This window comes from Streptomyces sp. NPDC051064 (genome assembly GCF_044455985.1).
Lineage (GTDB): Bacteria > Actinomycetota > Actinomycetes > Streptomycetales > Streptomycetaceae > Streptomyces.
Genome location: NZ_JBITFK010000014.1, coordinates 13,487 through 38,830, shown reverse-complemented (window position 1 = coordinate 38,830; position 25,344 = coordinate 13,487). Strand labels below are relative to the sequence as shown.

Annotated in this window: 24 protein-coding genes, 5 tRNA genes and 1 pseudogene; 12 read left to right on the top strand and 18 right to left on the bottom strand. The window is 69.6% G+C overall.

Features of this window, described 5'->3' with window-relative positions; all coding sequences use genetic code 11:
- Window positions 1–29: 29 nt before the first annotated feature.
- Together ACIBCU_RS35705 and ACIBCU_RS35700 are read right to left on the bottom strand one after the other, a co-directional pair.
- On the bottom strand, window positions 30–1,040 hold the full coding sequence (locus tag ACIBCU_RS35705) for an NAD(P)H-dependent glycerol-3-phosphate dehydrogenase (protein WP_362931435.1): 1,011 nt from the start codon (window positions 1,038–1,040) through the stop codon (window positions 30–32).
- A complete protein-coding gene (locus tag ACIBCU_RS35700; protein ID WP_362931433.1) occupies window positions 1,037–1,789 on the bottom strand; it encodes a lysophospholipid acyltransferase family protein in 753 nt (250 codons plus the stop codon). Before ACIBCU_RS35700 ends, ACIBCU_RS35705 begins: the two co-directional genes overlap by 4 nt.
- 148 nt (window positions 1,790–1,937) lie before the next feature.
- Between ACIBCU_RS35700 and cofC the strand changes: the two genes are divergently transcribed.
- Both cofC and ACIBCU_RS35690 read left to right on the top strand, forming a co-directional pair.
- Window positions 1,938–2,621 carry a 2-phospho-L-lactate guanylyltransferase gene (gene cofC, locus ACIBCU_RS35695; protein WP_362931431.1) on the top strand — a complete coding sequence of 228 codons (684 nt, stop codon included), beginning with the start codon at window positions 1,938–1,940 and terminating at the stop codon, window positions 2,619–2,621.
- 10 nt (window positions 2,622–2,631) lie between these two features.
- A complete protein-coding gene (locus tag ACIBCU_RS35690) occupies window positions 2,632–2,835 on the top strand; it encodes a hypothetical protein (RefSeq protein ID WP_147959669.1) in 204 nt (67 codons plus the stop codon).
- A gap of 82 nt (window positions 2,836–2,917) precedes the next feature.
- On the opposite strand, the gene ACIBCU_RS35685 is transcribed toward ACIBCU_RS35690, so the two are convergent.
- From ACIBCU_RS35685 to leuC, 4 genes are all read right to left on the bottom strand, one after another.
- Complete coding sequence (locus ACIBCU_RS35685; protein ID WP_362931429.1) at window positions 2,918–3,574, bottom strand: HU family DNA-binding protein; 657 nt, start codon at window positions 3,572–3,574, stop codon at window positions 2,918–2,920.
- Window positions 3,575–3,716: 142 nt separating this feature from the next.
- Window positions 3,717–3,944 (bottom strand): hypothetical protein, encoded by a 228-nt coding sequence (locus tag ACIBCU_RS35680; protein ID WP_033303999.1) that lies wholly within the window; start codon window positions 3,942–3,944, stop codon window positions 3,717–3,719.
- Window positions 3,945–4,048: 104 nt separating this feature from the next.
- On the bottom strand, window positions 4,049–4,642 hold the full coding sequence (leuD, locus tag ACIBCU_RS35675; RefSeq protein ID WP_362931427.1) for a 3-isopropylmalate dehydratase small subunit: 594 nt from the start codon (window positions 4,640–4,642) through the stop codon (window positions 4,049–4,051).
- 5 nt (window positions 4,643–4,647) lie between these two features.
- Window positions 4,648–6,072, bottom strand: coding sequence for a 3-isopropylmalate dehydratase large subunit (gene leuC, locus ACIBCU_RS35670; RefSeq protein ID WP_362931425.1), 1,425 nt, complete (start codon window positions 6,070–6,072; stop codon window positions 4,648–4,650).
- A gap of 173 nt (window positions 6,073–6,245) precedes the next feature.
- Between leuC and ndgR the strand changes: the two genes are divergently transcribed.
- Window positions 6,246–6,962: an IclR family transcriptional regulator NdgR gene (gene ndgR, locus ACIBCU_RS35665; protein WP_033303994.1), complete on the top strand. Its 717-nt coding sequence runs from the start codon at window positions 6,246–6,248 to the stop codon at window positions 6,960–6,962.
- A 35-nt stretch (window positions 6,963–6,997) separates the two neighbouring features.
- Here ndgR and ACIBCU_RS35660 read toward each other — a convergent pair.
- A pseudogene (locus ACIBCU_RS35660) lies at window positions 6,998–7,264 on the bottom strand (monooxygenase family protein); the annotation flags it as partial.
- 78 nt (window positions 7,265–7,342) lie between these two features.
- Between ACIBCU_RS35660 and ACIBCU_RS35655 the strand changes: the two are divergent.
- Window positions 7,343–7,984 (top strand): MerR family transcriptional regulator, encoded by a 642-nt coding sequence (locus tag ACIBCU_RS35655; RefSeq protein WP_399236634.1) that lies wholly within the window; start codon window positions 7,343–7,345, stop codon window positions 7,982–7,984.
- A gap of 60 nt (window positions 7,985–8,044) precedes the next feature.
- Here the strand turns inward: ACIBCU_RS35655 and ACIBCU_RS35650 are convergent.
- The 9 genes from ACIBCU_RS35650 to ACIBCU_RS35610 all read right to left on the bottom strand — a co-directional run bounded on the left by ACIBCU_RS35650 (window position 8,045) and on the right by ACIBCU_RS35610 (window position 11,933).
- Window positions 8,045–8,117 (bottom strand) — tRNA-Glu (locus ACIBCU_RS35650).
- 20 nt (window positions 8,118–8,137) lie between these two features.
- A tRNA-Gln gene (locus ACIBCU_RS35645) sits at window positions 8,138–8,209 on the bottom strand.
- Window positions 8,210–8,217: 8 nt separating this feature from the next.
- Window positions 8,218–8,290 (bottom strand) — tRNA-Glu (locus ACIBCU_RS35640).
- A 60-nt stretch (window positions 8,291–8,350) separates the two neighbouring features.
- A tRNA-Glu gene (locus ACIBCU_RS35635) sits at window positions 8,351–8,423 on the bottom strand.
- 20 nt (window positions 8,424–8,443) lie between these two features.
- Window positions 8,444–8,515: transfer RNA gene (locus tag ACIBCU_RS35630), tRNA-Gln, on the bottom strand.
- Window positions 8,516–8,600: 85 nt separating this feature from the next.
- Window positions 8,601–9,320, bottom strand: coding sequence for an HAD family hydrolase (locus ACIBCU_RS35625; RefSeq protein WP_399236632.1), 720 nt, complete (start codon window positions 9,318–9,320; stop codon window positions 8,601–8,603).
- A gap of 86 nt (window positions 9,321–9,406) precedes the next feature.
- A complete protein-coding gene (gene gltX / locus ACIBCU_RS35620; RefSeq protein WP_399236630.1) occupies window positions 9,407–10,879 on the bottom strand; it encodes a glutamate--tRNA ligase in 1,473 nt (490 codons plus the stop codon).
- The gene (locus ACIBCU_RS35615) at window positions 10,872–11,648 is read right to left on the bottom strand and encodes a fumarylacetoacetate hydrolase family protein (RefSeq protein WP_362931416.1); all 777 of its coding nucleotides are present in this window, start codon (window positions 11,646–11,648) and stop codon (window positions 10,872–10,874) included. The genes gltX and ACIBCU_RS35615 overlap by 8 nt, the downstream gene beginning before the upstream one ends.
- Window positions 11,649–11,750: 102 nt before the next feature.
- The gene (locus ACIBCU_RS35610; protein ID WP_362931414.1) at window positions 11,751–11,933 is read right to left on the bottom strand and encodes a hypothetical protein; all 183 of its coding nucleotides are present in this window, start codon (window positions 11,931–11,933) and stop codon (window positions 11,751–11,753) included.
- Window positions 11,934–12,541: 608 nt separating this feature from the next.
- Here ACIBCU_RS35610 and ACIBCU_RS35605 point away from each other — a divergent pair.
- The 8 genes from ACIBCU_RS35605 to ACIBCU_RS35570 all read left to right on the top strand — a co-directional run bounded on the left by ACIBCU_RS35605 (window position 12,542) and on the right by ACIBCU_RS35570 (window position 23,124).
- Window positions 12,542–16,297 carry a nitrate- and nitrite sensing domain-containing protein gene (locus tag ACIBCU_RS35605; RefSeq protein ID WP_399236627.1) on the top strand — a complete coding sequence of 1,252 codons (3,756 nt, stop codon included), beginning with the start codon at window positions 12,542–12,544 and terminating at the stop codon, window positions 16,295–16,297.
- 9 nt (window positions 16,298–16,306) lie between these two features.
- The gene (locus ACIBCU_RS35600; RefSeq protein ID WP_024495006.1) at window positions 16,307–16,720 is read left to right on the top strand and encodes a roadblock/LC7 domain-containing protein; all 414 of its coding nucleotides are present in this window, start codon (window positions 16,307–16,309) and stop codon (window positions 16,718–16,720) included.
- Window positions 16,721–16,854: 134 nt separating this feature from the next.
- The gene (locus ACIBCU_RS35595) at window positions 16,855–17,262 is read left to right on the top strand and encodes a DUF742 domain-containing protein (protein WP_003966010.1); all 408 of its coding nucleotides are present in this window, start codon (window positions 16,855–16,857) and stop codon (window positions 17,260–17,262) included.
- The gene (locus ACIBCU_RS35590) at window positions 17,243–17,824 is read left to right on the top strand and encodes an ATP/GTP-binding protein (protein ID WP_014153856.1); all 582 of its coding nucleotides are present in this window, start codon (window positions 17,243–17,245) and stop codon (window positions 17,822–17,824) included. Before ACIBCU_RS35595 ends, ACIBCU_RS35590 begins: the two co-directional genes overlap by 20 nt.
- Window positions 17,825–18,173: 349 nt before the next feature.
- Complete coding sequence (locus ACIBCU_RS35585; RefSeq protein WP_399236624.1) at window positions 18,174–21,359, top strand: nitrate- and nitrite sensing domain-containing protein; 3,186 nt, start codon at window positions 18,174–18,176, stop codon at window positions 21,357–21,359.
- A gap of 10 nt (window positions 21,360–21,369) precedes the next feature.
- A complete protein-coding gene (locus ACIBCU_RS35580; RefSeq protein ID WP_006127847.1) occupies window positions 21,370–21,783 on the top strand; it encodes a roadblock/LC7 domain-containing protein in 414 nt (137 codons plus the stop codon).
- 89 nt (window positions 21,784–21,872) lie between these two features.
- Entirely contained in the window at window positions 21,873–22,562 is a 690-nt protein-coding gene (locus tag ACIBCU_RS35575) for a DUF742 domain-containing protein (protein WP_362943584.1), read from the top strand.
- Entirely contained in the window at window positions 22,543–23,124 is a 582-nt protein-coding gene (locus ACIBCU_RS35570) for an ATP/GTP-binding protein (RefSeq protein WP_014048542.1), read from the top strand. Before ACIBCU_RS35575 ends, ACIBCU_RS35570 begins: the two co-directional genes overlap by 20 nt.
- Window positions 23,125–23,229: 105 nt before the next feature.
- Here the strand turns inward: ACIBCU_RS35570 and ACIBCU_RS35565 are convergent, their stop codons facing one another.
- Window positions 23,230–23,433 carry an acyl-CoA carboxylase subunit epsilon gene (locus ACIBCU_RS35565; protein WP_362941098.1) on the bottom strand — a complete coding sequence of 68 codons (204 nt, stop codon included), beginning with the start codon at window positions 23,431–23,433 and terminating at the stop codon, window positions 23,230–23,232.
- A 64-nt stretch (window positions 23,434–23,497) separates the two neighbouring features.
- Complete coding sequence (locus tag ACIBCU_RS35560; RefSeq protein WP_362941101.1) at window positions 23,498–25,081, bottom strand: acyl-CoA carboxylase subunit beta; 1,584 nt, start codon at window positions 25,079–25,081, stop codon at window positions 23,498–23,500.
- Window positions 25,082–25,344 lie beyond the last annotated feature (263 nt).

Here is a 25,344-nt window from a genome sequence, read left to right as displayed (position 1 = left end):
GATGAGCGTACCTGCTGGTAGGGCTCGAGTCAGCGTCGCTCGGGCTTGGCGCTGCGCGACATCAGCTCCTTGAGGGCGACCACCGGCGGCTTGCCCTCGTGGACGATGCCGACGACCGTCTCGGTGATCGGCATGTCGACGCCGTGCCTGCGCGCCAGATCGAGCACGGATTCGCAGGACTTGACGCCCTCGGCGGTCTGGCTCGTGACGGCGACGGTCTCCTGGAGGGTCATCCCCCGCCCGAGGTTCGTGCCGAAGGTGTGGTTGCGCGAGAGCGGTGAGGAGCACGTCGCCACCAGGTCGCCGAGTCCGGCCAGGCCGGAGAAGGTGAGCGGGTCGGCCCCCATGGCGAGTCCCAGCCGGGTGGTCTCGGCGAGGCCGCGGGTGATGAGGGAGCCCTTGGCGTTGTCACCGAGGCCCATGCCGTCGGCGATACCCACGGCGAGACCGATGACGTTCTTCACGGCGCCGCCGAGCTCGCAGCCGACCACGTCGGTGTTGGTGTACGGCCGGAAGTACGGGGTGTGGCAGGCGGCCTGGAGGCGCTGGGCGACGTTCTCGTCCGAGCAGGCGACGACGGCGGCCGCGGGGCGGCGTTCGGCGATCTCCTTGGCGAGGTTGGGGCCGGTGACGACGGCGATCCGGTCCGGGGTGACCTCGGTGACGTCCTCGATGACCTCGCTCATCCGCTTGGCGGTGCCGAGTTCGACGCCCTTCATCAGGGAGACGAGCACCGTGCCGGGCTCCAGATGCCGCGACCAGTCGGCGAGGTTGGCGCGCAGGGTCTGCGAGGGCACGACGAGGACGGCGAAGTCGGCGCCGCGCAGGGCCTCGGCGGCGTCGGTCGTGGCCCGGACCGAGGCGGGCAGTTCCACGCCCGGAAGGTAGCCCGGGTTGGTGCGGGTGGTGTTGACGGCCTCGGCGACCTCGGCGCGGCGTCCCCAGAGGGTGACCTCGCAGCCGGCGTCGGCGAGGACCATGGCGAAGGCCGTACCCCATGAGCCGGTTCCGAAGACGGCCGCCTTCGCGGGGTGCGTCACGTCATTCCCTTTCCCTCTGCCTTACGCCGCTGTTCGGCGCGGGCCTTGCGGTGATCGTAGAGCTCGGCGGGGGCCTTCTCGCCGCGTACGTCCTCGAGCTGGGCGGTGATCGCGGCCATGATGGTCTCGGTGGCCTGGCGCAGGACGTCGGGCGTCGGGTCGAGGCCGTAGTAGCGGGAGAGGTCGACCGGCGGACCTGCCTGCACCCGCAGGGTCTTGCGGGGGAACAGCTGGAGCTTGTTCTCCTTGGCGTAGGGCGGCATCGCCAGGTTGGCGCCCCACTGGGCGACGGGGATGACCGGGGCCTTGGTCATCAGCGCGACCCGGGCGGCGCCGGTCTTGCCGGCCATCGGCCACATGTCGGGGTCACGGGTGAGCGTGCCTTCCGGATAGAAGGCGACGCACTCGCCCCGCTCGATGGCGTCCACGGCGGCACGGAAGGCGTCGAGTGCGTTGGTCGTCTCCCGGTAGACGGGGATCTGGCCGGTGCCGCGCAGGATCATTCCGACGAAAGGCGTCCTGAAGAGTCCGGCCTTCGCGAGGAGCCGCGGAACGCGTCCGGTGTTGTACTGGAAATGCCCGTACGACAGCGGGTCCAGATAGGAGTTGTGGTTGACCGCGGTGATGAATCCGCCATCGGCCGGAATGTGTTCCATTCCCCGCCAGTCCCGCTTGAACAGAACCACCAGGGGCGGTTTCGCGATGGCCGCCGCCAGGCGGTACCAGAAGCCGATTCTGCGGCGGGACACTCGGACGCCTTCCTCTAGGACCTGAGCTGCTGCGCGGCTCGCGGCGGTGCTTTCGTGCCCCGGGCCCTGCTGTGTGGAGAACACCGTACGCCTCACGCCTGGGGGCGGACCTCCGGGTTGTCGTACCGGCAGGCGAGAATAAGGGCTGATGCGTACGGAGGGGGAGATCGCCACGAACACCGACCCGACCGGCCTCTGGTCCCTGGTCGTCCCGCTGAAACCGCTCGCACGGGCCAAGAGCAGGCTCGGCCGGGCGGTGGGCGGGGATCTGCGTCCGCGCCTGGCCCTGGCGTTCGCGCTGGACACCGTGTCGGCCGCGCTGTCCTGCCCGGCGGTGCGAGATGTGGTGGTCGTCACGGACGACCCGGTGGCCGGAGCGGCGCTGGCGGCGCTCGGCGCGCGGACGGTGGCCGACACCCCGGCGGCCGGACTCGACGCGGCGATGGAGCACGGTGCGCGGTCGGCGCGCGGCCGGCACGGGGGTGCGGCGGTGGCCGTGCTCAACGCGGATCTACCCGCGCTGCGTCCGGACGATCTGGCGCGGGTGCTCGAATTCTCCGCAGTATTTCCCCGTGCATTTGTCGGTGACGCACAAGGAATCGGCACCACATTTCTTTCCGCGGCGCCCGGGGTGGAATTGCGGCCGGCCTTCGGCGGGGCGTCGCGGGCGAGGCACCTGGCGTCGGGGGCGGTGGAGATCTCGCTGCCGGGCATCGATTCGGTCCGCAGGGACGTGGACACGGGCGACGATCTGGAGGCCGCGCTGGCACTGGGAGTGGGGCGGTTCACCGCTGCGCTGGCGGCCCCCGTGGCGCCTGCCGCGGACCGATAGGCTGCCGCTCATGCAGGCGACCTCGTTCACGTACGACTCCGAGACCCGCACCGGCAGCGTGCTTCTCGACGACGGCACCCCGGTGGACTTCGACGCACCCGCGTTCGACGCGGGAGGGCTGCGGCTGCTGCGCCCGGGGCAGCGGGTGCGGATCGAGACCGAGGGCGAGGGCGCCTCGCTGCGGATCACCCTGGTGACGCTGCAGACGCTCTGAGAGCGCCCCTGAACAGCCCGCGGGCCGGGCTCCCCTCGGGGAGCCCGGCCCGGCGCGTATGAGGAACGAGCGGTGCCCGGTCTCACTTCTTGCGTGCGGTGACCTTCTTGGCAGTGGTCTTGCGTGCCGTGGTCTTCTTCGCGGGCGCCTTCTTCGCCGTGGTCTTCTTGGCGGGCGCCGTCTTGGCGGCGACGGTCTTCTTGGTGGTCGTCGTCTTCTTCGCCGGGGCCGCCTTCTTCGCCGCCGCCGTGGTCTTCTTGGCCGCCGCCGTGGCCTTCTTGGCGGTGGTCTTCTTCGCCGGGGCCGCCTTCTTCGCGGCCGCCGTGGTCTTCTTGGCCGCCGCCGTGGCCTTCTTGGCGGTGGCCTTCTTGGCGGCCGCCTTCGCCGTCGTACGGGTGGAAGAACCGCCCGAGAGGCTGCCCTTGGGGGCCTTCTTCACGGCCACGTCGTTCTTGGGGAGCTTCTTGGAGCCGCTCACCAGGTCCTTGAAACCCTGTCCCGCGCGGAAACGGGGCACAGAGGTCTTCTTGACCCGTACGCGCTCGCCCGTCTGCGGGTTGCGGGCGTACCGGGCGGGACGGTCGACCTTCTCGAACGAGCCGAAGCCGGTGACCGAGACACGGTCCCCCGCGACAACCGCACGGACGATCGCGTCGAGTACCACGTCGACAGCGTCTGCGGCCTGCTGGCGGCCGCCGACCTTGTCGGCAATCGCTTCTACGAGCTGCGCCTTGTTCACGTCTTCCCCTTCGGAGACATTGCCGGAACGAAACTGTTCAGGCTTTTTCGCACGTTAGGCAGATATATACCGCAAATCAAACACGAAACGGGCTAATCACCCTAGTGCCGCAACGAAGTCGACCGCTGCGCTGTCCGCAGAGTCAGTCACCTTCGGGGAATCGGCCCTCGTCGAGGTCCTTCATCAACCGGTCCAGACGCCTTGCCGCGCCTGGGAGATCGTGCTTAGCCGCGGCCGTGACGACCAGCAGCTTCCGGGACAGCGCCATCCGTACGCCCTCCGGGACTTGCAGTTCGCGCACCTTTGCGTGTGCTTCTTTCAATCGGTCGGCGACTTGGCCATAGAGCTCGAGTTGGCTGTCGCGTTCCATGCACCGATTGTGCCATCTGGGGCGAGTTGTCGCCCGAGGGGGTCTCAACAAGCGACTGCGCCCCCTGCCTTCCGGCAGGGGGCGCAGTTCGGGAAAAGCGCTGCTCAGGCATCAATTGTACGCGGCTTGTGGGACGGCCTGGCCGCCTCGTAAGTCACAATGTCCGCTTCGTTCTGAAGAGTGAGACTGATGTCGTCGAGGCCGTTCAGCAGTCGCCAGCGGGCGTTCTCGTCGAGCTCGAAGTCGGCCGTGATTCCGTCGCCAAGGACCTGCCGCTTCTCCAGGTCGACGGTCACCTCGGCCGTCGGGTCGGCCTCGGTCAGCTCCCAGAGACTGTCGACGACCTTCTGGTCGAGGACGACGGTCAACAGACCGTTCTTCAGGGAGTTGCCACGGAAGATGTCGGCGAAGCGGGAGGAGATGACCGCCTTGAAGCCGAAGTTCTGCAGGGCCCAGACCGCGTGCTCCCGCGAGGAGCCCGTGCCGAAGTCGGGACCGGCCACCAGGACCGAGGCGCCCTTGCGCTCGGGGCGGTTGAGGACGAAGTTCTCGTCCTTGCGCCAGGCCTCGAAGAGCCCGTCCTCGAAGCCGTCGCGGGTGACCTTCTTCAGCCAGTGCGCGGGGATGATCTGGTCGGTGTCGACGTTGCTGCGGCGCAGCGGGACGGCCCGGCCGGTGTGTGCGGTGAATGCTTCCATGACTCTCAGACTCCGGCGGGCGTACGGACGTCGGACAGATCGGCGGGCGATGCCAGGTGGCCCAGCACGGCGGTGGCGGCGGCGACCTGCGGGGAGACCAGGTGGGTGCGGCCGCCCTTGCCCTGCCTGCCCTCGAAGTTCCGGTTCGAGGTGGAGGCGGAGCGCTCACCGGGGGCCAGCTGGTCGGGGTTCATGCCGAGGCACATCGAGCAGCCCGCGTGCCGCCATTCGGCGCCGGCGGCGGTGAAGACCTTGTCCAGGCCCTCCTCGACCGCCTGCAGGGCGACCCGGACGGAGCCCGGGACGACCAGCATCCGGACGCCGTCGGCGACTTTGCGGCCGTCCAGGATCGAGGCCGCGTTACGCAGGTCCTCGATGCGCCCGTTGGTGCAGGAACCTACGAACACCGTGTCCACGTTGATCTCGCGCAGCGGCTGGCCGGCGGTCAACCCCATGTATTCCAGGGCCTTTTCGGCGGCGTAGCGCTCCGAGGCGTCCTCGTACGAAGCGGGGTCGGGGACGTTGGCCGACAGGGGCGCGCCCTGGCCGGGGTTGGTGCCCCAGGTGACGAACGGCGCGAGTTCGGCGCCGTCGATGAACACCTCGGCGTCGAAGACGGCGTCATCGTCGGTGCGGAGCGTCTTCCAGTACTCCACCGCCGCGTCCCACTCCTCGCCCTGGGGGGCGTGGTCGCGTCCCCGCAGGTAGTCGAAAGTGGTCTCGTCGGGGGCGATCATGCCCGCGCGGGCGCCGGCCTCGATCGACATGTTGCAGATGGTCATCCGGGCTTCCATCGAGAGCTTCTCGATGGCGGAGCCGCGGTATTCGAGGATGTAGCCCTGGCCGCCGCCGGTGCCGATCCGGGCGATGATGGCCAGGATGAGATCCTTGGCGGTGACGCTGTCGGGGAGTTCGCCCTCGACCGTGATCGCCATGGTCCTGGGGCGGGCCAGCGGCAGCGTCTGGGTGGCCAGGACGTGCTCGACTTGGCTGGTGCCGATACCGAAGGCCAGCGCCCCGAACGCGCCGTGGGTGGAGGTGTGCGAGTCGCCGCAGACGACCGTGGTGCCGGGCTGGGTCAGGCCCAGCTGAGGGCCGACCACGTGCACGACGCCCTGCTCGACATCTCCCAGGGGGTGCAGCCGGACGCCGAACTCCGCGCAGTTCTTGCGCAGGGTCTCCAGCTGGGCGCGGGAGACCGGGTCGGCGATCGGCTTGTCGATGTCGAGGGTCGGGGTGTTGTGGTCCTCGGTGGCGATGGTGAGGTCGAGACGCCGCACCGGCCGGCCGGCCTGGCGCAGGCCGTCGAAGGCCTGCGGGCTGGTCACCTCGTGCAGCAGGTGCAGATCGATGAAGAGAAGGTCGGGCTCGCCATCGGCGCGCCGGACGACGTGGTCGTCCCAGACCTTCTCCGCGAGTGTCCTACCCATCGCTTTCCCTCCGGCCGGCGTCTTCGCCGGCCCAACTAGAGATTCGGGTGCCGCCGTCCGGACCCCCGAGCGGGGCGGTGGCCGCAGGCCGTTGTAAGGCCGCACGTACAGGTTCGCAACTTCCGGGGAAAATTGAACTTGCGTTTCACAGAGTGAGACGCGAGTATCGTCGTATGGACAACTCTAGCGGCGTCGGCGTTCTCGACAAGGCAGCTCTGGTATTGAGCGCCCTGGAGTCCGGTCCGGCCACCCTCGCCGGGCTGGTCGCGGCGACAGGGCTCGCACGGCCCACGGCACACCGACTGGCCGTGGCACTCGAACACCACCGCATGGTGGCAAGGGACATGCAGGGCCGTTTCATTCTCGGCCCCCGGCTCGCGGAGCTCGCTGCCGCGGCCGGCGAGGACCGCCTCCTGGCGACGGCCGGACCCGTACTCACACATCTGCGCGACATCACCGGCGAGAGCGCGCAGCTCTACCGCCGGCAGGGCGACATGCGGATCTGCGTCGCGGCGGCGGAGCGGCTGTCCGGACTGCGGGACACCGTGCCGGTCGGCTCCACGCTCACGATGAAGGCGGGTTCCTCCGCCCAGATCCTGATGGCCTGGGAGGAGCCGGAGCGCCTGCACCGGGGCCTGCAGGGGGCCCGTTTCACCGCGACGGCCCTCTCGGGTGTCCGGCGGCGGGGCTGGGCCCAGTCGATCGGCGAGCGCGAGCCGGGCGTGGCCTCGGTCTCGGCCCCGGTCCGCGGGCCGTCGAACCGGGTGGTCGCCGCGGTGTCCGTCTCCGGGCCGATCGAGCGCCTCACCCGCCACCCGGGCCGGATGCACGCGCAGGCCATCATCGACTCAGCTGCACGACTGAGCGAGGCCCTGCGCCGCACGGGCTGAAGCCCGCGCCGCGAGTCGTCGCCGCTCTTATTCCTTCACCGAGCCGCCCCAGCGCCGTGGCGGCCCCCTTCTTCCGGTGTCAGCTCCCCGGAACCCCCCGGCGTCCGCTCCCCGGACGCGCGGTGCGCGAAGCGGCCCGCCGCCCGGCGGCCCCTCTTCTCCAGCGACAGCACACCGGTCGCCGCCGCCGGTCCGTAGGCCGGCATATCGGCGTAGACCGATTCGTACGACCCCTCGGGCACGATGCAGGTCTCGTGCCACAGCCCCACATGCTGCCGGTACATGGATTGCCACCCTCGTCGCTTCATTGGAGAGCCCGACTGTCCAAGGGTGGGATGGTGGCACCACCCACCGGGGCGGCACACGGGAAGGCACAGAGGATGCGGCTGTCCGAACTGAGTGAGCGGAGCGGTGTCTCCACCGCGACGATCAAGTACTACCTGCGCGAGCGGTTGCTCCCCGCCGGCACCCGGATCAGCGCCACACAGGCCGACTACGACGAGAGCCATCTGCGCCGGCTGCGCCTGGTGCGGGCCCTGCTCCAGGTCGGAGGTCTCCCGGTGGCCACGGCCCGCGAGGTGCTGGCGCACGTCGACGACGAGTCGCTGGGCCGGACGATCCGGCTGGGCGCCGCCCTGTGGGCGCTGCCCCACGGCCCCGAGCCCGACGAGGACGCGCCGGAGACCGCCACCGCACGCGCCGAAGTCGCCCGGCTGCTCACGGAACTGGGCTGGACCACGGCACTGGAGCTCGGCGAACTCTCCCCCGTACACCGCTCGCTGGTGGCCTCACTGGCCACGCTCATCCGCCTCGGCCACCCCTGCGATGTGGCGCGCCTCGCCCAACAGGCCCGCCTCATGCGGGAGGTGGCGGTGCAGGACCTGGACGCGCTGGAGTCGTTCCCCACGGAGGCCGAGCAGGTGGAAGCCGCCGTGGCGTCGGCCGTGCTGTACGAGCCGCTGCTGGCGTCGCTGCGCCGGCTGGCACAGGCGGAGGAGTCCGCGCAGCGGTACGGGCTCTGAGGAGCGCACACGAGAAAGGCCCTCCACCGAGGTGAAGGGCCCTTCCGTACTGCTGTGTTGTACCCCCGACCGGATTCGAACCGGCGCTACTGCCGTGAGAGGGCAGCGTGCTAGGCCGCTACACAACGGGGGCTTGTTTACTGCTGACTTGCGCTGGGCTACCAGGACTCGAACCTAGAATGACGGTACCAGAAACCGTAGTGTTGCCAATTACACCATAGCCCATGGTGAAGTACCCCCGACCGGATTCGAACCGGCGCTACTGCCGTGAGAGGGCAGCGTGCTAGGCCGCTACACAACGGGGGCCCTAGCGATCCTGCATCAAGAACGTGGGTGCGACCCAGATGTTCTCGCGGGAAGGATCTGTACCCCCGACCGGATTCGAACCGGCGCTACTGCCGTGAGAGGGCAGCGTGCTAGGCCGCTACACAACGGGGGCTTGTTTACTGCTGACTTGCGCTGGGCTACCAGGACTCGAACCTAGAATGACGGTACCAGAAACCGTAGTGTTGCCAATTACACCATAGCCCACTGAAACGCAACCCCTGGGGGTTCTGTTTCTGTCTGCGCTTCCCGGCCGGATCTTTCGGCCCGCTCGGGCGGCGCAGGAAGAACATTACCTGAAGGTGTCCGGCGCTCCAAAACGGGTATTGCTCGCCAGCAGCCCGGGAAGCTCCTCCAGCCCGGTGATCCGTACGAGCTCGGGGCGCCCGCCCCGCCCCTCACGGTCCAGCCAGATCCCCGTCAGCCCGGCGGCCACCGCGCCGCCCGCGTCGATGTCGGGCTCGTTCCCGACATACGCCACCTCGTGCGGGTCGAGCTCCAGCACCTCACAGGCGGCATGGAACGCTCCCGCGTCCGGCTTGGAGATGCCCAGCTCAACGGCGCACACCACGGCCTCGAAGCGGTCCCGCACCCCGAGGACGCGCAGCTTGCGGTCCTGGTTGTGGATGCTGGAGTTGGACAGGACGGCGTGTCGGAAGTTTCCCGCCAGCCGGTCCAGGACCGGCAGGGTGTCCGGGAAGAGCGCCCACGCGGCCTCGTAGTGGGCGGCGTGCCGGCCGAACCAGTCATCGGCCTCGGCGTCACTCAGCCACCGCCCGAGAAACGCGCGTACGCGCTCCCGTCGCTGTCCCTGGAAGTCGAGCTCCCCGGCGGCGAAACGCGCCCACTGCACGTCCGTGATGGCTTTCCAGGCGTCGAGTGCCCGCTCCAGGCCGTCGTACCCCTCGGGAAAGCCCTCGTTCGCCAGGTGCTCGCGCATGCCGGCACGGTCGGCTCCCGAGTAGTCGAAGATCGTGTCGTCGATGTCCCAGAGAACCGCTCGGATCGGCATGCCGGCCAGATTACCGGCACGTCCGCCACATGCCGACGGGGTGGCCGCCCCGGTTCGGGCGGCCACCCCGTCGTGTGAACCGGGAGCTACGCGGCGAGCTTCGCCAGCGCGGCGTCGATGCGGGCGATCGTCTTCTCGCGGCCCAGGATCTCCAGGGACTCGAAGAGCGGGAGCCCGACCGTGCGGCCGGTGACGGCGACGCGGACCGGGGCCTGCGCCTTGCCGAGCTTCAGACCGTGCTTCTCACCGGCGGTGAGGACGGCCGTCTTGAGCGTCTCGGCGTTCCACTCGGCGGCGGTCAGCTCGGCGCGGGCGGTCACGAGCAGGGCGTCGGAGCCCTCCTTCATGGCCTTCGTCCAGGACGCCTCGTCGTGGACGGGCTCGTCCAGGAAGAGGAAGTCGACGTTGGCCGTGATGTCCGAGAGAACCGTCACACGGGTCTGGGCGTGCGGGGCGATCTCGGCGAACTGCTCCGCGTCGAAGGACTCGGGCGCCCATGGGGCGAAGGGGGCCTTCAGCCAGGGGCCGCAGGCCTCGGTGAAGGTCTTCACGTCGAGCATGCGCAGGTGCTCGGCGTTGACGTGCTCGGCCTTCTTCAGGTCGAAGCGCGCCGGGTTGGCGTTGACGTCGGCGATGTCGAACGCCGCGACGAGCTCGTCGCGGCCGAAGATGTCGCGGTCCTCGGCGATCGACCACCCGAGCAGCGAGAGGTAGTTGAGCAGCCCCTCGGGCAGGAAGCCACGCTCGCGGTAGAGGTTGAGCGAGGCCTGCGGGTCACGCTTGGAGAGCTTCTTGTTGCCCTCCCCCATGACGTACGGCAGGTGGCCGAAGGCCGGGGTGTCCTTGGCGACGCCCAGCTCGATGAGCGCCCGGTAGAGCGCGATCTGGCGCGGGGTGGAGGAGAGCAGGTCCTCGCCGCGCAGGACGTGGGTGATCTCCATCAGCGCGTCGTCGACCGGGTTGACGAGCGTGTAGAGGGGAGCGCCGTTGGCACGGACGATGCCGTAGTCCGGGACGTTCTCCGGCTGGACCGTGATCTCACCGCGGACCAGGTCGGTGAAGGTGATCGCCTCGTCGGGCATCCGGAAGCGGACGATCGAGGTGCGGCCCTCGGCCTCGTACGCAGCCTTCTGCTCGTCGCTCAGGTCGCGGCAGTGCCCGTCGTAACCCGACGGCTTGCCGGCCGCGCGGGCGGCGTCGCGGCGGGTGTCGAGCTCCTCGGTGGTGCAGTAGCAGTGGTAGGCGTGCCCGGCGGCCAGGAGCTTCCCGGCGACGTCCTTGTAGAGGTCCATCCGCTGCGACTGGCGGTACGGGGCGTGCGGGCCGCCGGTCTCGGGGCCCTCGTCCCAGTCGAGGCCGAGCCAGCGCATCGAGTCGAGCAGCTGCTCGTAGGACTCCTCGGAGTCGCGGGCAGCGTCGGTGTCCTCGATACGGAAGACCAGGGTGCCCTGGTGGTGCCGGGCGAAGGCCCAGTTGAAGAGAGCTGTCCGGACCAGGCCCACGTGGGGGTTGCCGGTCGGGGAGGGACAGAAACGTACGCGGACAGGTCCGTTAACCACGCTTGATCACCTTGTTGGTGAGAGTGCCGATGCCTTCGATGGTGACGGCGACCTCGTCGCCGACGTGCAGGGGGCCCACCCCTGCGGGGGTTCCCGTGAGGATCACGTCGCCCGGGAGCAGCGTCATGGCTTCCGTGATGTGGACGACCAGGTCCTCGACGGAGCGGACCATGTCGCTCGTCCGGCCGAGCTGGCGCTGTTCGCCGTTGACCGTGGCCTGGATGGCCAGGTTGCCGGGGTCGACGTCGGTCTCCACCCAGGGGCCGAGCGGGCAGGAGGTGTCGAAACCCTTCGCCCGGGCCCACTGGCTCTCGCGTCGCTGGACGTCACGCGCGGTGACGTCGTTGGCGCAGGTGTAGCCGAAGATGACGTCCTTGACGCGCTCACGCGGGACCTCGCGGCACATACGGCCGATCACCACGGCCAGCTCGGCCTCGTGGTGCAGCTCCTCGGAGAACGAGGGGTACTCGATGGAGTCGCCGGAGCCGATCACCGAGGTGGTGGGCTTGAAGAAGGCGACGGGCACATCCGGGACCTCGTTGCCCAGTTCGGCGGCGTGTTCCGCGTAGTTGCGGCCGATGGCCACGACCTTGTTGGGAAGCACGGGCGGCAGCAGCCGAACCTTCTTCAGCGGGACCTTGGTCCCGGAGAGCTCGAAGTCGGCGTACGGGATGCCCTTGATGATGTCGAGGACGAGGCTGTCGGGGCTGTCGCCCTCGACCGCGCCGAAGGCGACATTGCCGTCGATGGAGAACCTGGCGATGCGCACGGGATGCTGTCGCCCCTCACTTGCTGGCTGGCTGAAGACTGACGCTCCAGGCTAGCGCGCGTGAGAGGCCGGGCCTCGCGCATTACCGCCGAGGGCGGGCCACTACTTCGCCGCCGCGACCGGGGCTTCCATGAGGATGGTGCGGCGCGGGTTGGCCGTCTGGGTGGGCAGGTCGACGGCGTGCTCCCGCTGCTCCGGCGTCTGCAGCGCCTCGGCGTCCTCGAGGTGCGCCAGCGTGGTGCGCCGGGGGTTGGCGATGTTGCGGAAAATCATCGTCGTCTTCATCTGCCGTATGGGTCCTTGCCGCTGGGGCGCTGCCCGGAGGTGCGCCGGTTGTCGGATTCGCTATCCCTGTAAAGCGCCAGGCTAAACATCCGATTCCCCGCCTTGGCCGGGATGAGACGGCGATCATCATGTGAGTTTGCTCACGAACTTGGCGACAAAAACACCCATTGCAGGCAGTTGATCATGGGATGCAAACCAGACAATACGGCCCTGAATCTCCTATTCCGCTCCCGATCATGGCGTCTGGGACACCTGGCACCCCCCGTGGCCTCACCCTTAATCGACCGGTTTGCCCCTGAACGCGCTCCACGCCTTGTTACCCGGTCATCACACCGTGTCACCCAGGTCACAGCCCGGTACGCGGGCCTTGTTGGAGATCCTCCACTGTGCTGGAATTCCACGCACCGCCGCGGGTTTCAGGCCCAGCGCGCAGGGGCGCAACGCAGCGCCGAGTGGCGGCGGGAGGGGGAAGTACGCCGGTCACTCACGACCACCATGGGGCGCGTCCAGCGCCCCACGACGCCGACACCGTCCCGTCGCGTATGCGCGGAGGGACGCCTGGTCCAGAGGTTGCGACGCTAGTGCAGGGACGTTTCAAGAGGGATGGCATGGGGTCGCCCCAGCCCCGCCAGGGCCGAGGGGAAACCCCGGCGGATCAGGAACCGCGCGGTGGGAACGACCGCGGTTCCTCGCCCCAGCACGCCCAGAATCCCGGTGCGTCCGGTGACGGCGGCGACCGCGCGCAGCGCTCCGGTACGACGGGTGTCGGCAGCCCGGAGGCCGCGCCGCCGCCCCTGAAGCCGGTCGGTCCCACCTCCGCCGGTTCACGGCTGGCGCTGCGCAACTGGCGCATCAGCACCCGCCTGGTCTCCCTGCTCGCCCTCCCCGTGGTCGCGGCGACCACGCTTGGCGGACTGCGGATCAACGAGTCCATGAACGACATGGACCAGCTGGAGCACATGCAGCTGCTGACCCAGATGACCAAGAAGGCGACCGCGCTCGCCAACGCGCTCCAGGAGGAGCGCGACAAGTCGGCCGGCCCCCTGTCGAACGGCGTGAAGGCGACCGACTACAAGGTCACCCAGCCCCGGGAGCGCACCGACCGCGCCAAGGCCGCCTTCTTCGAGGCGACCGACGACATCGGCAACACCCCCGGCGACGCGGCCCTGGACAGCATCCACGCGAGCGTCAGCCAGATCGGCACGCAGCTGGGCAACATCACCAGCATCCGCAAGGACGCGTACGCCGGAAACAGCCCGAGTCTCAACACGATCGACCAGTACAGCCAGCTGATCACGTCGCTGCTGAGCCTTTCGCAGGACATGGCGCAGGCCACCAGCAGCCCGGAGATGATCAAGCGGACGCGTGCGCTGGCCGCCTTCTCCTCCTCGAAGGAGTACGCCTCCGTCGAGCGCGCCATCATCGCCGCGGCGCTGCCGGGCGGCGACAGCACCAAGACGCACCTGAACGACAACGACCAGGCGTTCGGCCGCAACGCCCTCGGCAAGGCGGGCACGACCCTCAAGACCTTCGAGACGACCTACGAGTCGACCGGCAAGAGCTCCGCCGAGCTGCTGGCGCCGCTGGACAACGGGAATCCCGAGATAACCGCCGCCGACATGTACGCGAAGAAGGTGCTCGACAGCCCCCTGGGCATGGAGGGCAGCGGCAAGACGCGCACGTACATGGACTGGTACGACCAGAGCTCCAACAAGATCCAGGCCATGAAGACCATCGAGGAGACGCTCCTCGGTGAGATGGAGAGCAAGGCCCGCGAGCTCAAGGAGGAGTCGCAGCGCGACGCGATCCTCAACGGTGCGATCATCCTGATCGTCCTCGGTGTGTCGCTGGTCGGCGCGTTCGTCGTGGCGCGGTCCATGATCCGCTCCCTGCGACGGCTGCAGGACACCGCGACCCGGGTCGCCCAGGACCGGCTGCCCGAGCTCGTCCGCCAGCTCTCCGAGACGGACCCGCAGGACGTCGACACCTCCGTCGAGTCGGTCGGTGTGCACTCCAGGGACGAGATCGGCCAGGTGGCCGCGGCCTTCGACGACGTGCACCGCGAGGCGGTCCGACTGGCCGCCGAGCAGGCGCTGCTGCGAGGCAACGTCAACGCGATGTTCACCAACCTCTCGCGCCGCAGCCAGGGCCTCATCCAGCGTCAGCTCTCGCTCATCTCCGAACTGGAGTCGCGCGAGGCCGACCCGGACCAGCTGTCCTCGCTCTTCAAGCTCGACCACCTCGCGACCCGTATGCGCCGTAACGGCGAGAACCTCCTCGTCCTCGCGGGCGAGGAGCCCGGCCGCCGCTGGACCCGCCCCGTGCCGCTGGTCGACGTGCTCCGTGCCGCCGCCTCCGAGGTGGAGCAGTACGAACGCATCGAACTGGCCGCGGTGCCCGCCACCGAGGTCGCCGGCCGCGTCGTCAACGACCTCGTGCACCTCCTCGCCGAGCTGCTGGAGAACGCCACGTCGTTCTCCTCGCCCCAGACGAAGGTCCGGGTCACCGGTCACGCGCTGCCCGACGGCCGTGTGCTCGTCGAGATCCACGACACCGGCATCGGCCTCTCCCCCGAGGACCTGGCCGCGATCAACGAGCGGCTCGCCTCGCCGCCCACCGTGGACGTCTCGGTCTCCCGCCGCATGGGTCTCTTCGTGGTCGGCCGGCTGTCCCTGCGTCACGGCATCCGCATCCAGCTGCGGCCCTCCGACTCCGGAGGTACGACCGCACTGGTCATGCTGCCCATGGAGGTCGCGCACGGCGGCAAGCAGCCGTCGAAGCCGGGCCAGCAGGGCAAGGGCCCGCAGGGCGGCGCTCCGGGCGGGCTCCTCGCCGGTGGTGGCGCTCCCGCCGCGGGCGGCCAGCGTCCCGGGCTCTCCGGTCCTCCTGAGGCTCCGGCCAAGGGTCTGGGCTCGGCCGCCCCGCGCGGCCAGGTCGGCGCGGGCTCGGCCTCCCGGGCCGCGCTGCCCACGCGCGACGCCGCGCTGCCCACGCGCGACAGCGGACCGCGTCCGCCGCAGCAGGGACCCGGCCAGCAGAACCCGGGCCAGCAGGGACCCGGCCTGCCCGGCCAGGGCCGCTCCGATGCTCCCCGCCAGGGTGGCGGCCTCGCCGGTGCCTTCGCCGGCGGCGCCCGGCCCGGTGCACGCCCCCCGCAGGACCCCTCGGCCGGTGCGGACTCCGGCCGGCCCAACCTCTTCGGCCACTCCGGCCAGCAGGGCGGCCAGCCCGGACGCCAGGCTCCGCAGCCGCAGCAGGCCCAGCTCGGCCAGGGCGGCCCGCAGCAGCCCGGCGGCCCCGGCCGCCAGCTGCCGCCCTCCGGCGGTCCCCGGGCCGAGCTGCCCGGCGGCAACCCGCAGCCGCAGCGCCCGCAGAGCACGAGCTGGGGTGTCGAGGAGCAGGGCGCCCCCCGGCGCACGCAGCCGGACTCGCCGCGTGGTCACGAGGAGCACGAGGCCGGCCGGTTCACCCGTCCGGGCACCTCCGCCCCGAACCAGCCGTTCAGCCCGCCCAATCAGCGTCCGCCGATGAACGACCGTCAGGGCCCCGGTGCCACGGCGGAGTTCGCCCGCCCGGACTTCTCGGCACCGCAGGCACCGCAGGCACCGCAGGCTCCCCACGTCCCGCAGGGGCAGGACCCGGCGAGCACCGCGCAGTTCGCCCGCCCGGACTTCAACGCCCCGATGCCGCAGGGCCAGGGCTTCGGCAACCGCCCCCAGCAGGACCAGGGCTTCGGTGCCCAGGGTCCGCAGCGCCCGCAGGCCCCGGCACCGCGCCGCCACGACAACGCCGACTTCGGCGCACCGCGTCCGCCGGCCCCCTCCGCGGGTGAACCGCCGCAGCGCCCGGCCCTGCCGCAGCAGCCCGAGGTGCTGCCGCCGGCCGGTCCCGGTGACGGGCGTACGCCGCTGTACGACACGCTGGAGACGAACTGGTTCCACGGACCGCAGCAGGGTGGCCAGCAGCCGCCCGCCGCGGAGCCGCAGGCACCGGCCGCTCCCCAGCCCGCCGGCAACCCGCCTCCGCCCATGCCGCGGCGTGGTGCGGCCGACACCGGAGCCACCAGTTCATGGCGTGCTTCGCCCAACGACGACCTCGTGCGGCAGGCGGAGCGGGTCAAGAAGCCCGCCGCCGGCGGGATCACCACTTCCGGACTGCCACGCCGTGTCCCACGTGCCAATTTGGTGCCGGGCACCGCTCAACAGCAGAATCATCAGTCCGGACCTCAGGTTTCGCGTGCGCCGGATGACGTACGCGGGCGTCTGACCAATCTCCGCCGGGGCATCCAGCAGGGACGACAGGCCAACACCGGCTCGTCTACCGGCAGTTTCCAACTCGGCCCCACTCACCAGCAGGAGCGTTAGTTGAGCCCCATGAGTCAGGCCGCGCAGAATCTGAACTGGCTGATCACCAATTTCGTGGACAACACCCCAGGGGTGTCCCACACGGTGGTGGTCTCCGCGGATGGCCTGCTGCTGGCGATGTCCGAAGGTTTCCCGCGCGACCGCGCCGACCAGTTGGCGGCTGTCGCCTCCGGTCTGACGTCGCTGACCGCGGGTGCCTCACGGATCTTCGAAGGCGGCGCCGTGAGCCAGACGGTTGTGGAGATGGAGAGAGGTTTCCTCTTCCTCATGTCCGTCTCTGACGGTTCTTCACTCGCCGTCCTCGCCCACCCGGACGCGGACATCGGTCTGGTGGGGTACGAGATGGCACTCCTCGTCGACCGTGCGGGGACCGTCCTCACCCCTGATCTCCGTGCCGAACTACAAGGAAGTCTGCTCCACTAGACGGCCATGCGGCAGCCACTTGACGCGATCCCCCCAGGTACTACTCAAAACCCTCACCCGTCCGGCCGACACAGCCCCTCACCGGCCACCTTCAGACGGCAAGCCGACACCCTGCTGTCACGCCCGGAGGATTTATGACCCCGCCACCCGCCTCACCTGATCCGTACGGCGCACTGCACCACGCGTCGTACGACGGTGAAGGCGACCAGCCGCTGGTCCGTCCGTACGCCATGACCGGCGGCCGGACCCGGCCTCGCTATCAGCTCGCGATAGAGGCACTGGTCAGCACCACAGCGGACCCCGCCCACCTCGGGACCCTGCTCCCCGAGCACCAGCGGATCTGCCACCTGTGCCGCGAGGTGAAGTCGGTGGCCGAGGTCTCGGCCCTGCTGTCCATGCCCCTCGGCGTGGCGCGGATCCTCGTGGCGGACCTGGCGGAAGCCGGCATGGTGGCCATCCACCAGCCGGGCAACGGAGAGGCCGGCGGCGCGCCGGATGTGACACTGCTCGAAAGGGTGCTCAGTGGACTTCGCAAGCTCTAGCGGCGGTACGGCCCGCTCTACCACCTCGGCGAAGATCGTGGTGGCAGGGGGCTTCGGCGTGGGTAAGACCACGTTCGTCGGTGCCGTTTCGGAGATCAATCCGCTGCGCACCGAAGCCGTGATGACGTCCGCCTCGGCGGGCATCGACGACCTGACCCACACCGGGGACAAGACCACCACCACGGTGGCCATGGACTTCGGACGCATCACCCTGGACCAGGACCTGATCCTCTACCTGTTCGGCACCCCCGGACAGGACCGCTTCTGGTTCATGTGGGACGACCTGGTCCGCGGCGCCATCGGCGCCGTCGTCCTCGTCGACACCCGCCGCCTCGCCGACTGCTTCCCAGCCGTCGACTACTTCGAGAACAGCGGCCTCCCCTTCGTCATCGCCCTCAACGGCTTCGACGGACACCAGCCCTACACACCCGACGAAGTACGCGAAGCCCTCCAGATCGGCCCCGACGCCCCGATCATCACGACGGACGCCCGGCACCGTGCGGATGCCAAGAGCGGCCTGATCACCCTGGTCGAGCACGCGTTGATGGCCCGGCTGAAGTAGCCGTAAGTCGGTAGCGATCTACGGAACTTGCTGTAGTCACGCGGGGGCGGCCTGTGTCCTTTGACACGATCCGCCCCCGTGTTCATAACATTTCGACAGAGAATTGGAGCCCGATCAATACCCGACGCGCACGACCGGTACCACTGCGCTCATACGAGCCTCGCCTTTTGGCGGGGCTCGCTCTTTATGCCCGTTTTATCGGCGCCGGGTCACAGTCGGAATCGCTCATTCCGACTGTTTGGAACGCGACCGGTCCGCGTGCTGCAATGCCTCGAACTACCCAGTAGTACGGCTCCTGAACGATAATCCGGCACAACGTAGGTGCCGACGCCGAGAGGTTGTTGGTCGAGTGAGGCGAAGCAACGAGGGCTCCGCGGCGCAGCCGGAGCGGGGCAACTTCACGCCGCCGCCGCGCGCCGCGCTGTCCCCGCCCGCGGACACGTCGTCCGGGGCGGAACCGGCAGGCGGCAGCACCAGTCGGCTGTCACCGCGGAACTGGCGGGTCCCCACCCGGCTGAACGCGATTCTCCTGATCCCGGCACTCGTCGGTCTGGTCATGGGCGGCTTCCAGGTGAAGGGGTCCGTAGACACCTGGAACGAGGCCCAGGACGCCGAGAAGACGGCCCTGGTCGTCCGCGCCGCGGCTGCGTACGGGCAGGCGCTGCTGAACGAGCGCGACCTCACCGCCGAACCGCTGCTGTCCAACAAGCGCACCGCCGCTGAGGTGGAGCAGGTACGCGCCACCACGGACGCGGCCGCGTCGAAGTTCGACGCCGCCGTGCAGAACATGCCGGACAAGGAGGGCCTCCACCGCCGTCTGAAGCTGTTCAAGGTGGAGGAGCCGCTCCTTCCCGAGCTGCGCAAGGCCGCCTACGCCGAGGCGATGGACCCGGTGAAGACGGAAGAGGGCTATACCAAGGTCCAGCACTCGTTGATGGAGTTCTCCAACGAGCTCGGCCTGGGTACGGGCAACATCACCAGCTACGGCCGGACCGTGTACGCGATCGAGCTCTCCAAGGCTGCCGAATCGCTTCAGCGCTCCATCGGCATGCACCTGCTGGTGCGTCCGAGCCAGGAGGAGCGCAACTTCAACGGCCAGGTCACGGCGTTCAGCTCGTACAACTACCTGGAGCAGATCGCCCTCGGCGAGTTCGTCTCCGGTGGTACGGAGGCCGACGCGGCCAGGCTCAAGGAGGTCATGGCCGGCAAGGCGGCCGAGGGAGCCAAGCAGCTGAAGGCCGCCCAGGCGCAGGCCAAGGCCGCCGGCAAGCCCTTCGTGGCGCCTCCGAGCGTCGACGGTTCGGTCTTCGACGGCATGGCCCAGCAGATCGGCCAGGGCAAGTCCCCGGAAGAGCTGAAGGCCAAGGGCATCACCCCCGAGACCTGGATGGCCGCGGCCACCGCGAAGTTCGACGGCTACACGACGGTCGAGAACGAACTCGTCGACAAGGCCGTGGCCGAGGCGGCGGAGATCTCGACCGATGCCCGCAACGACGCGATCACCAACGCCGCGATCGTGATCATCTCGCTGCTGGCCGCCTTCATCATCGCCGGTCTCATGGCCCGCCAGATGAGCCGCTCGATGCGCCAGCTGCGTACGGCCGCCTTCGGTATCGCCGAGCAGCGGCTGCCGATGCTGGTCGACCAGCTGTCGCGGACCGAGCCCGGCCGGGTGGACACCCGGGTGCAGCCGATCCCGATCAACAGCCAGGACGAGATCGGCGAGGTCGCCCGCGCCTTCGACCAGGTGCACCGCGAGGCCGTCCGGCTCGCAGCCGAGCAGGCCATGCTCCGGGGCAACGTCAACGCGATCTTCACCAACCTGTCGCGCCGCAACCAGTCGCTCATCGAGGGCCAGCTGACCCTCATCACCGACCTGGAGAACAACGAGGCCGACCCGGACCAGCTGGAGAGCCTCTTCAAGCTGGACCACCTGGCCACCCGTATGCGCCGCAACGGTGAGAACCTCCTCGTCCTCGCGGGCGAGGAGCCCGGCCGCCGCTGGAACCAGCCGGTGCCGCTCGTCGACGTGCTGCGGGCCGCCTCCTCCGAGGTGGAGTCCTACGAGCGCATCGAGCTCACCGGTGTCCCGGAGAGCGAGATCCACGGCCAGGCCGTGACCGACCTCGTGCACCTGCTGGCCGAGCTGCTGGAGAACGCCACCACGTTCTCCTCGCCGCAGACCAAGGTCCGGGTCACCGCGACCCGGCTCCCCGACGGCCGCGTCATGGTCGAGATCCACGACAAGGGAATCGGTCTCACCGCCGAGGACTTCGCGGACCTCAACCACAAGCTGGCCAACCCGCCGACCGTGGACGCCGCGGTCTCCCAGCGGATGGGTCTGTTCGTGGTCGGCCGGCTGGCCGACCGGCACGGCATCCGCGTCCAGCTGCGGCCCTCGGGCGAGCAGGCGGGGACCACGTCGCTGGTCATGCTGCCGGACGCCATCACCCACGGTGGCGGTGGCGAGGGGCTCCCGCAGGACGACTTCACGGTCTCCTCGATCATGGCCGAGCAGCAGCAGACGTTCGACCCGATGCCGCAGCAGGTTCCGATGCGTACGGCGGCGGAGCTCGGTTTCGACGACTCGCGCTACGAGACCTCGGCGGCCGACTCCCCGCAGCTGGACCCGGTGAACCGTTCACTCATGCGTGAGGAGCGGCGGGCGGCCCTGGAGGCGCAGGCCGGCGGCGAGCGTCCGTCCTTCCAGGACGACGGCTCCGGGCAGCGGCAGGAGTACTCCCCGCAGCAGTACACGCAGGAGCAGTACGCCCCCGAGCAGCAGCAGGAGTACGCGCAGCCCGGTTACGAGGGCGGCTACGACCCGTACGCCGCAGGGAACGGCTACCAGGATCCGCAGCAGAACACCTACGCGGAAGCCACGTACGCCGCTCCGGACGGCCGGCAGGAGCAGTACGCCGACCAGTTCGCCCCGCAGGAGGGGCTCCCCCACCAGGGCGACTGGGCGGACCAGGGTTCCTACCAGGGGGCGTTCGAGCCCCTGGCGCAGCCCCAGGCGGAAGCGGCCCCGAGCGCTCCCGGTGGGACACAGGACCGCGTAGGCTTCGACCGCCCGGGGCCCACCCCGAACCCCGGTCAGGACCTGACCGGGGCGGGCCTCCCGCGCCGCGGCGCCGGCCAGCAGCACTGGCAGCCCACCGGCCGCGGAAACGATCAGCCTGCCGCACCCGAGCAGCGGCAGCGGCCGCAGCAGGAACAGCCGCAGGCGCAGCAGACGGAGCATGCCCACGGGGAAAGGCCCGGCGACTGGCGTTCGTCGAACGACGAGCGCTGGGAGCGGGCCGAGAAGCTCCGGGATCCGAAGGCGGGCGGGATCACCCCTTCCGGACTCCCCCGGCGCGTGCCCAAGGCCAATCTGGTCGAGGGCACGGCGGAGCAGACCCAGCAGGGCGGCCCACAGGTCTCCCGCGCCCCTGAGGACGTACGCGGCAGGTTGAGCAACCTGCGGCGTGGTGTCCTGCGGGGAAGGACCGCGGGGTCGGACGCAAGTAATACCTACAACCAGGAGCGTTAGTGTGAGCCCGATGAGCCAGGCGGCGCAGAATCTGAACTGGTTGATCACCAACTTCGTGGACAACACCCCTGGGGTGTCGCACACGGTGGTGGTCTCCGCCGACGGACTCCTGCTGGCGATGTCCGAAGGTTTCCCACGGGACCGTGCCGATCAGCTGGCGGCTGTCGCCTCCGGCCTGACGTCGCTCACCGCGGGTGCTTCACGGATCTTCGAAGGCGGTGCCGTGAATCAGACCGTTGTGGAGATGGAGCGAGGATTCCTCTTCATCATGTCCATCTCTGACGGATCCTCACTCGCCGTCCTCGCCCACCCGGACGCCGATATCGGTCTGGTTGGGTACGAAATGGCACTTCTCGTGGACCGTGCAGGAAGTGTTCTTACCCCGGATCTCCGCGCCGAACTCCAGGGAAGTCTTCTTAACTAACAGACAGACAGTGCGTTTCTCGTCACCGCGCCATAAGGTGCGGTGGCGCGGCACCACTGGGATGGCGAACGGCAGTCGGAGGAGGAAACGTGGCAGCACCCACAGGCGGACACCCGTACGAGGGCGGTCAGCGGGTTCCGGGTGAGCAGGGTGACGATCGTTTCGACAACCCCTCCATGCCCGGCAGACAGGGTTCGCAAGACCCTTATCAGCCATATCAGCCCTACCAGCAGCCCCAGCAGGGCAGCTGGCAGCAGCAGCCTCAGCAGCCGGGCTCCGGGTGGCCGCAGCAGCAGCCGCAGCACCCGCAGCACGAGCAGCCGCAGCACTACCAGCAGCCGCAGCACGAGCAGCAGCCTCCGCAGCGGTACGAGGCTCCGCCGTCGCGCATCCAGCCGGTCCAGCGGCAGGCCCCCCAGCCGTCGAAGCCCGCGGCGCACAACCCGCTGGTCCGGCCGTACGCCATGACCGGCGGCCGGACCCGGCCGCGGTACCAGCTCGCCATCGAGGCACTGGTCAGCACCACGGCCGATCCTGCCCGGCTGCAAGGGCAGCTGCCCGAGCACCAGCGGATCTGCCGGCTCTGCATCGAGATCAAGTCGGTGGCCGAGGTCTCGGCCCTTCTCTCGATCCCCCTCGGCGTTGCCCGGATCCTCGTCGCCGACCTGGCCGAGGCCGGACTCGTCGCTATCCATCAGCCCGGCGGCGACGAGGCCGCCGGCGGCCAACCAGCCGTGACACTGCTCGAAAGGGTGCTCAGTGGACTTCGCAAGCTCTAGCGGCGGAGCAGCCCGCTCCACTACCTCGGCGAAGATCGTGGTGGCAGGGGGCTTCGGCGTGGGTAAGACCACGTTTGTCGGTGCCGTTTCGGAGATCAATCCGCTGCGCACCGAAGCCGTGATGACGTCCGCCTCGGCGGGCATCGACGACCTGACCCACACCGGGGACAAGACCACCACCACGGTGGCCATGGACTTCGGACGCATCACCCTGGACCAGGACCTGATCCTCTACCTGTTCGGCACCCCCGGACAGGACCGCTTCTGGTTCATGTGGGACGACCTGGTCCGCGGCGCCATCGGCGCCGTCGTCCTCGTCGACACCCGCCGCCTCGCCGACTGCTTCCCAGCCGTCGACTACTTCGAGAACAGCGGCCTCCCCTTCGTCATCGCCCTCAACGGCTTCGACGGACACCAGCCCTACACACCCGACGAAGTACGCGAAGCCCTCCAGATCGGCCCGGACACCCCGATCCTCACCACGGACGCCCGGCACCGTGCCGACGCCAAGAGCGCGCTGATCACCCTGGTCGAGCACGCCCTCATGGCCCGCCTGCGCTGACCCCGCCGCCGCACACGCCGAAGGCCCCGTACTCCTCGGAAGGAGTACGGGGCCTTCGGCGTGAAGAGGGCCCGGTGGGCCCTGGAGCGGCCTCAGTGGCCGTTCTCAGCCCTGCCAGCTGTGCGGGGCGCGGAAGCCGGGGGTGCGCTCCAGGCGGCGCCATCCGGCCGTGGTGCGGCCGCGGTGGGCGGGCGCGTCGCGCTGTGCGGCCGCACGGGCGAGCAGGACCGCGGTGATGGCGGCGAGCTCCTCGGGGCCGGCCTGGCCCTTCTCGACGCGAAGGACCGAATCGGCGGGGGTGACGCTCATGGATGTCTCCGTCTTCTGGGCAGTGGTCGCGGACGGTGGGCGGGGTCGCCGCTGCGGCCGGCGACTACTGCGGAGGGTTGCCGTGCTTGCGGGACGGCAGGTCTGCGTGCTTGTTGCGGAGCATCGCGAGCGAGGCGATCAGTACCTCGCGCGTCTCGGCGGGGTCGATGACGTCGTCGACCAGGCCGCGCTCGGCCGCGTAGTAGGGGTGCATCAGCTCGGCCTTGTACTCCTTGACCATGCGGGCCCGCATGGCTTCGGGGTCCTCGGCGTCGGCGATCTGCCGGCGGAAGATGACGTTGGCGGCGCCCTCGGCGCCCATCACCGCGATCTCGTTGGTCGGCCACGCGTAGGTGAGGTCGGCGCCGATGGACTGGCTGTCCATGACGATGTACGCGCCTCCGTAGGCCTTGCGCAGGATCAGCGAGATCCTCGGCACGGTGGCGTTGCAGTACGCGTAGAGCAGCTTCGCGCCGTGCCGAATGATTCCACCGTGCTCCTGATCGACGCCGGGCAGGAAGCCGGGTACGTCCAGCAGAGTGACGATGGGGATGTTGAACGCATCACACATCTGGACGAATCGCGCGGCCTTCTCGGACGCCTCGATGTCCAGGACACCGGCCAGCGCCTGCGGCTGGTTGGCCACGATGCCGACGACCTGGCCGTCGAGCCGGGCCAGGGCGCAGACGATGTTGCGGGCCCAGCGCTCGTGGACCTCCAGGAAGTCGCCGTCGTCGACGAGCTCCTCGATGACCTTGTGCATGTCGTACGGGCGGTTGCCGTCCGCCGGGACCAGGTCCAGGAGGACGTCGCCGCGCCGGTCGGCCGGGTCGTCGCTCCTTACGACGGGCGGGTTCTCCCGGTTGTTGGACGGGAGCATGCCGATCAGGTAGCGGACCTCGGCGATGCAGGTCTCCTCGTCGTCGTACGCGAAGTGCGCGACGCCCGAGGTCTCGGCGTGCACATCGGCGCCGCCGAGGCCGTTCTGGGTGATCTCCTCGCCGGTGACCGCCTTGACGACGTCCGGTCCGGTGATGAACATCTGCGAGGTCTCGCGGACCATGAAGACGAAGTCGGTCAGCGCCGGGCTGTAGGCCGCGCCGCCCGCGCACGGGCCGAGCATCACGCTGATCTGCGGGATGACACCGGAGGCCCGGGTGTTGCGCTGGAAGATCCCGCCGTAGCCGGCGAGCGCGCTGACGCCCTCCTGGATACGGGCTCCGGCGCCGTCGTTCAGCGAGACCAGCGGGGCACCGGCCGAGATGGCCATGTCCATGATCTTGTGGATCTTCGTGGCGTGGGCCTCGCCCAGCGCGCCGCCGAAGATCCGGAAGTCGTGCGCGTAGACGAAGACCGTCCGGCCGTCGACCGTGCCCCAGCCGGTGATGACACCGTCGGTGTACGGCTTCTTGGCCTCCAGGCCGAAGCCGGTCGCCCGGTGCCGGCGCAGCTGCTCGACCTCCTTGAACGACCCCTCGTCCAGCAGCAGCTCGATCCGCTCGCGCGCCGTCAGCTTGCCCTTGGCGTGCTGCGCCTCGGTCGCCCGGTCGCTCGGTCCGCGCCGGGCCTGCTCACGCAGTGCCAGCAGTTCGGCCACCCGGCCACGCGTGTCACTCGGCTCGCCCGCGATTTCGTCCACAACGGTCATACGTCGACCCTACGAAGCCGACCGCGTAATTCCTGCCGTCCACACCGAACAGTCTCCTGCCCGGTTTCCTGGTGGCACCTGACAGAAGCGGTGCACCATGCATCCCATCTGCCAGCTCACAGGGCTTCCGCGTTGTAGGGCTTCGACAAAGCGCGGAATGTGGCCCCGGCCACACACCGCTCCGCGCGCCACGCCGCGGATCCACCGGGGCGGGCGACCGGACCCACCGGAATGGCAGGGGGGCCGGCGCCGGATTCCAGTCA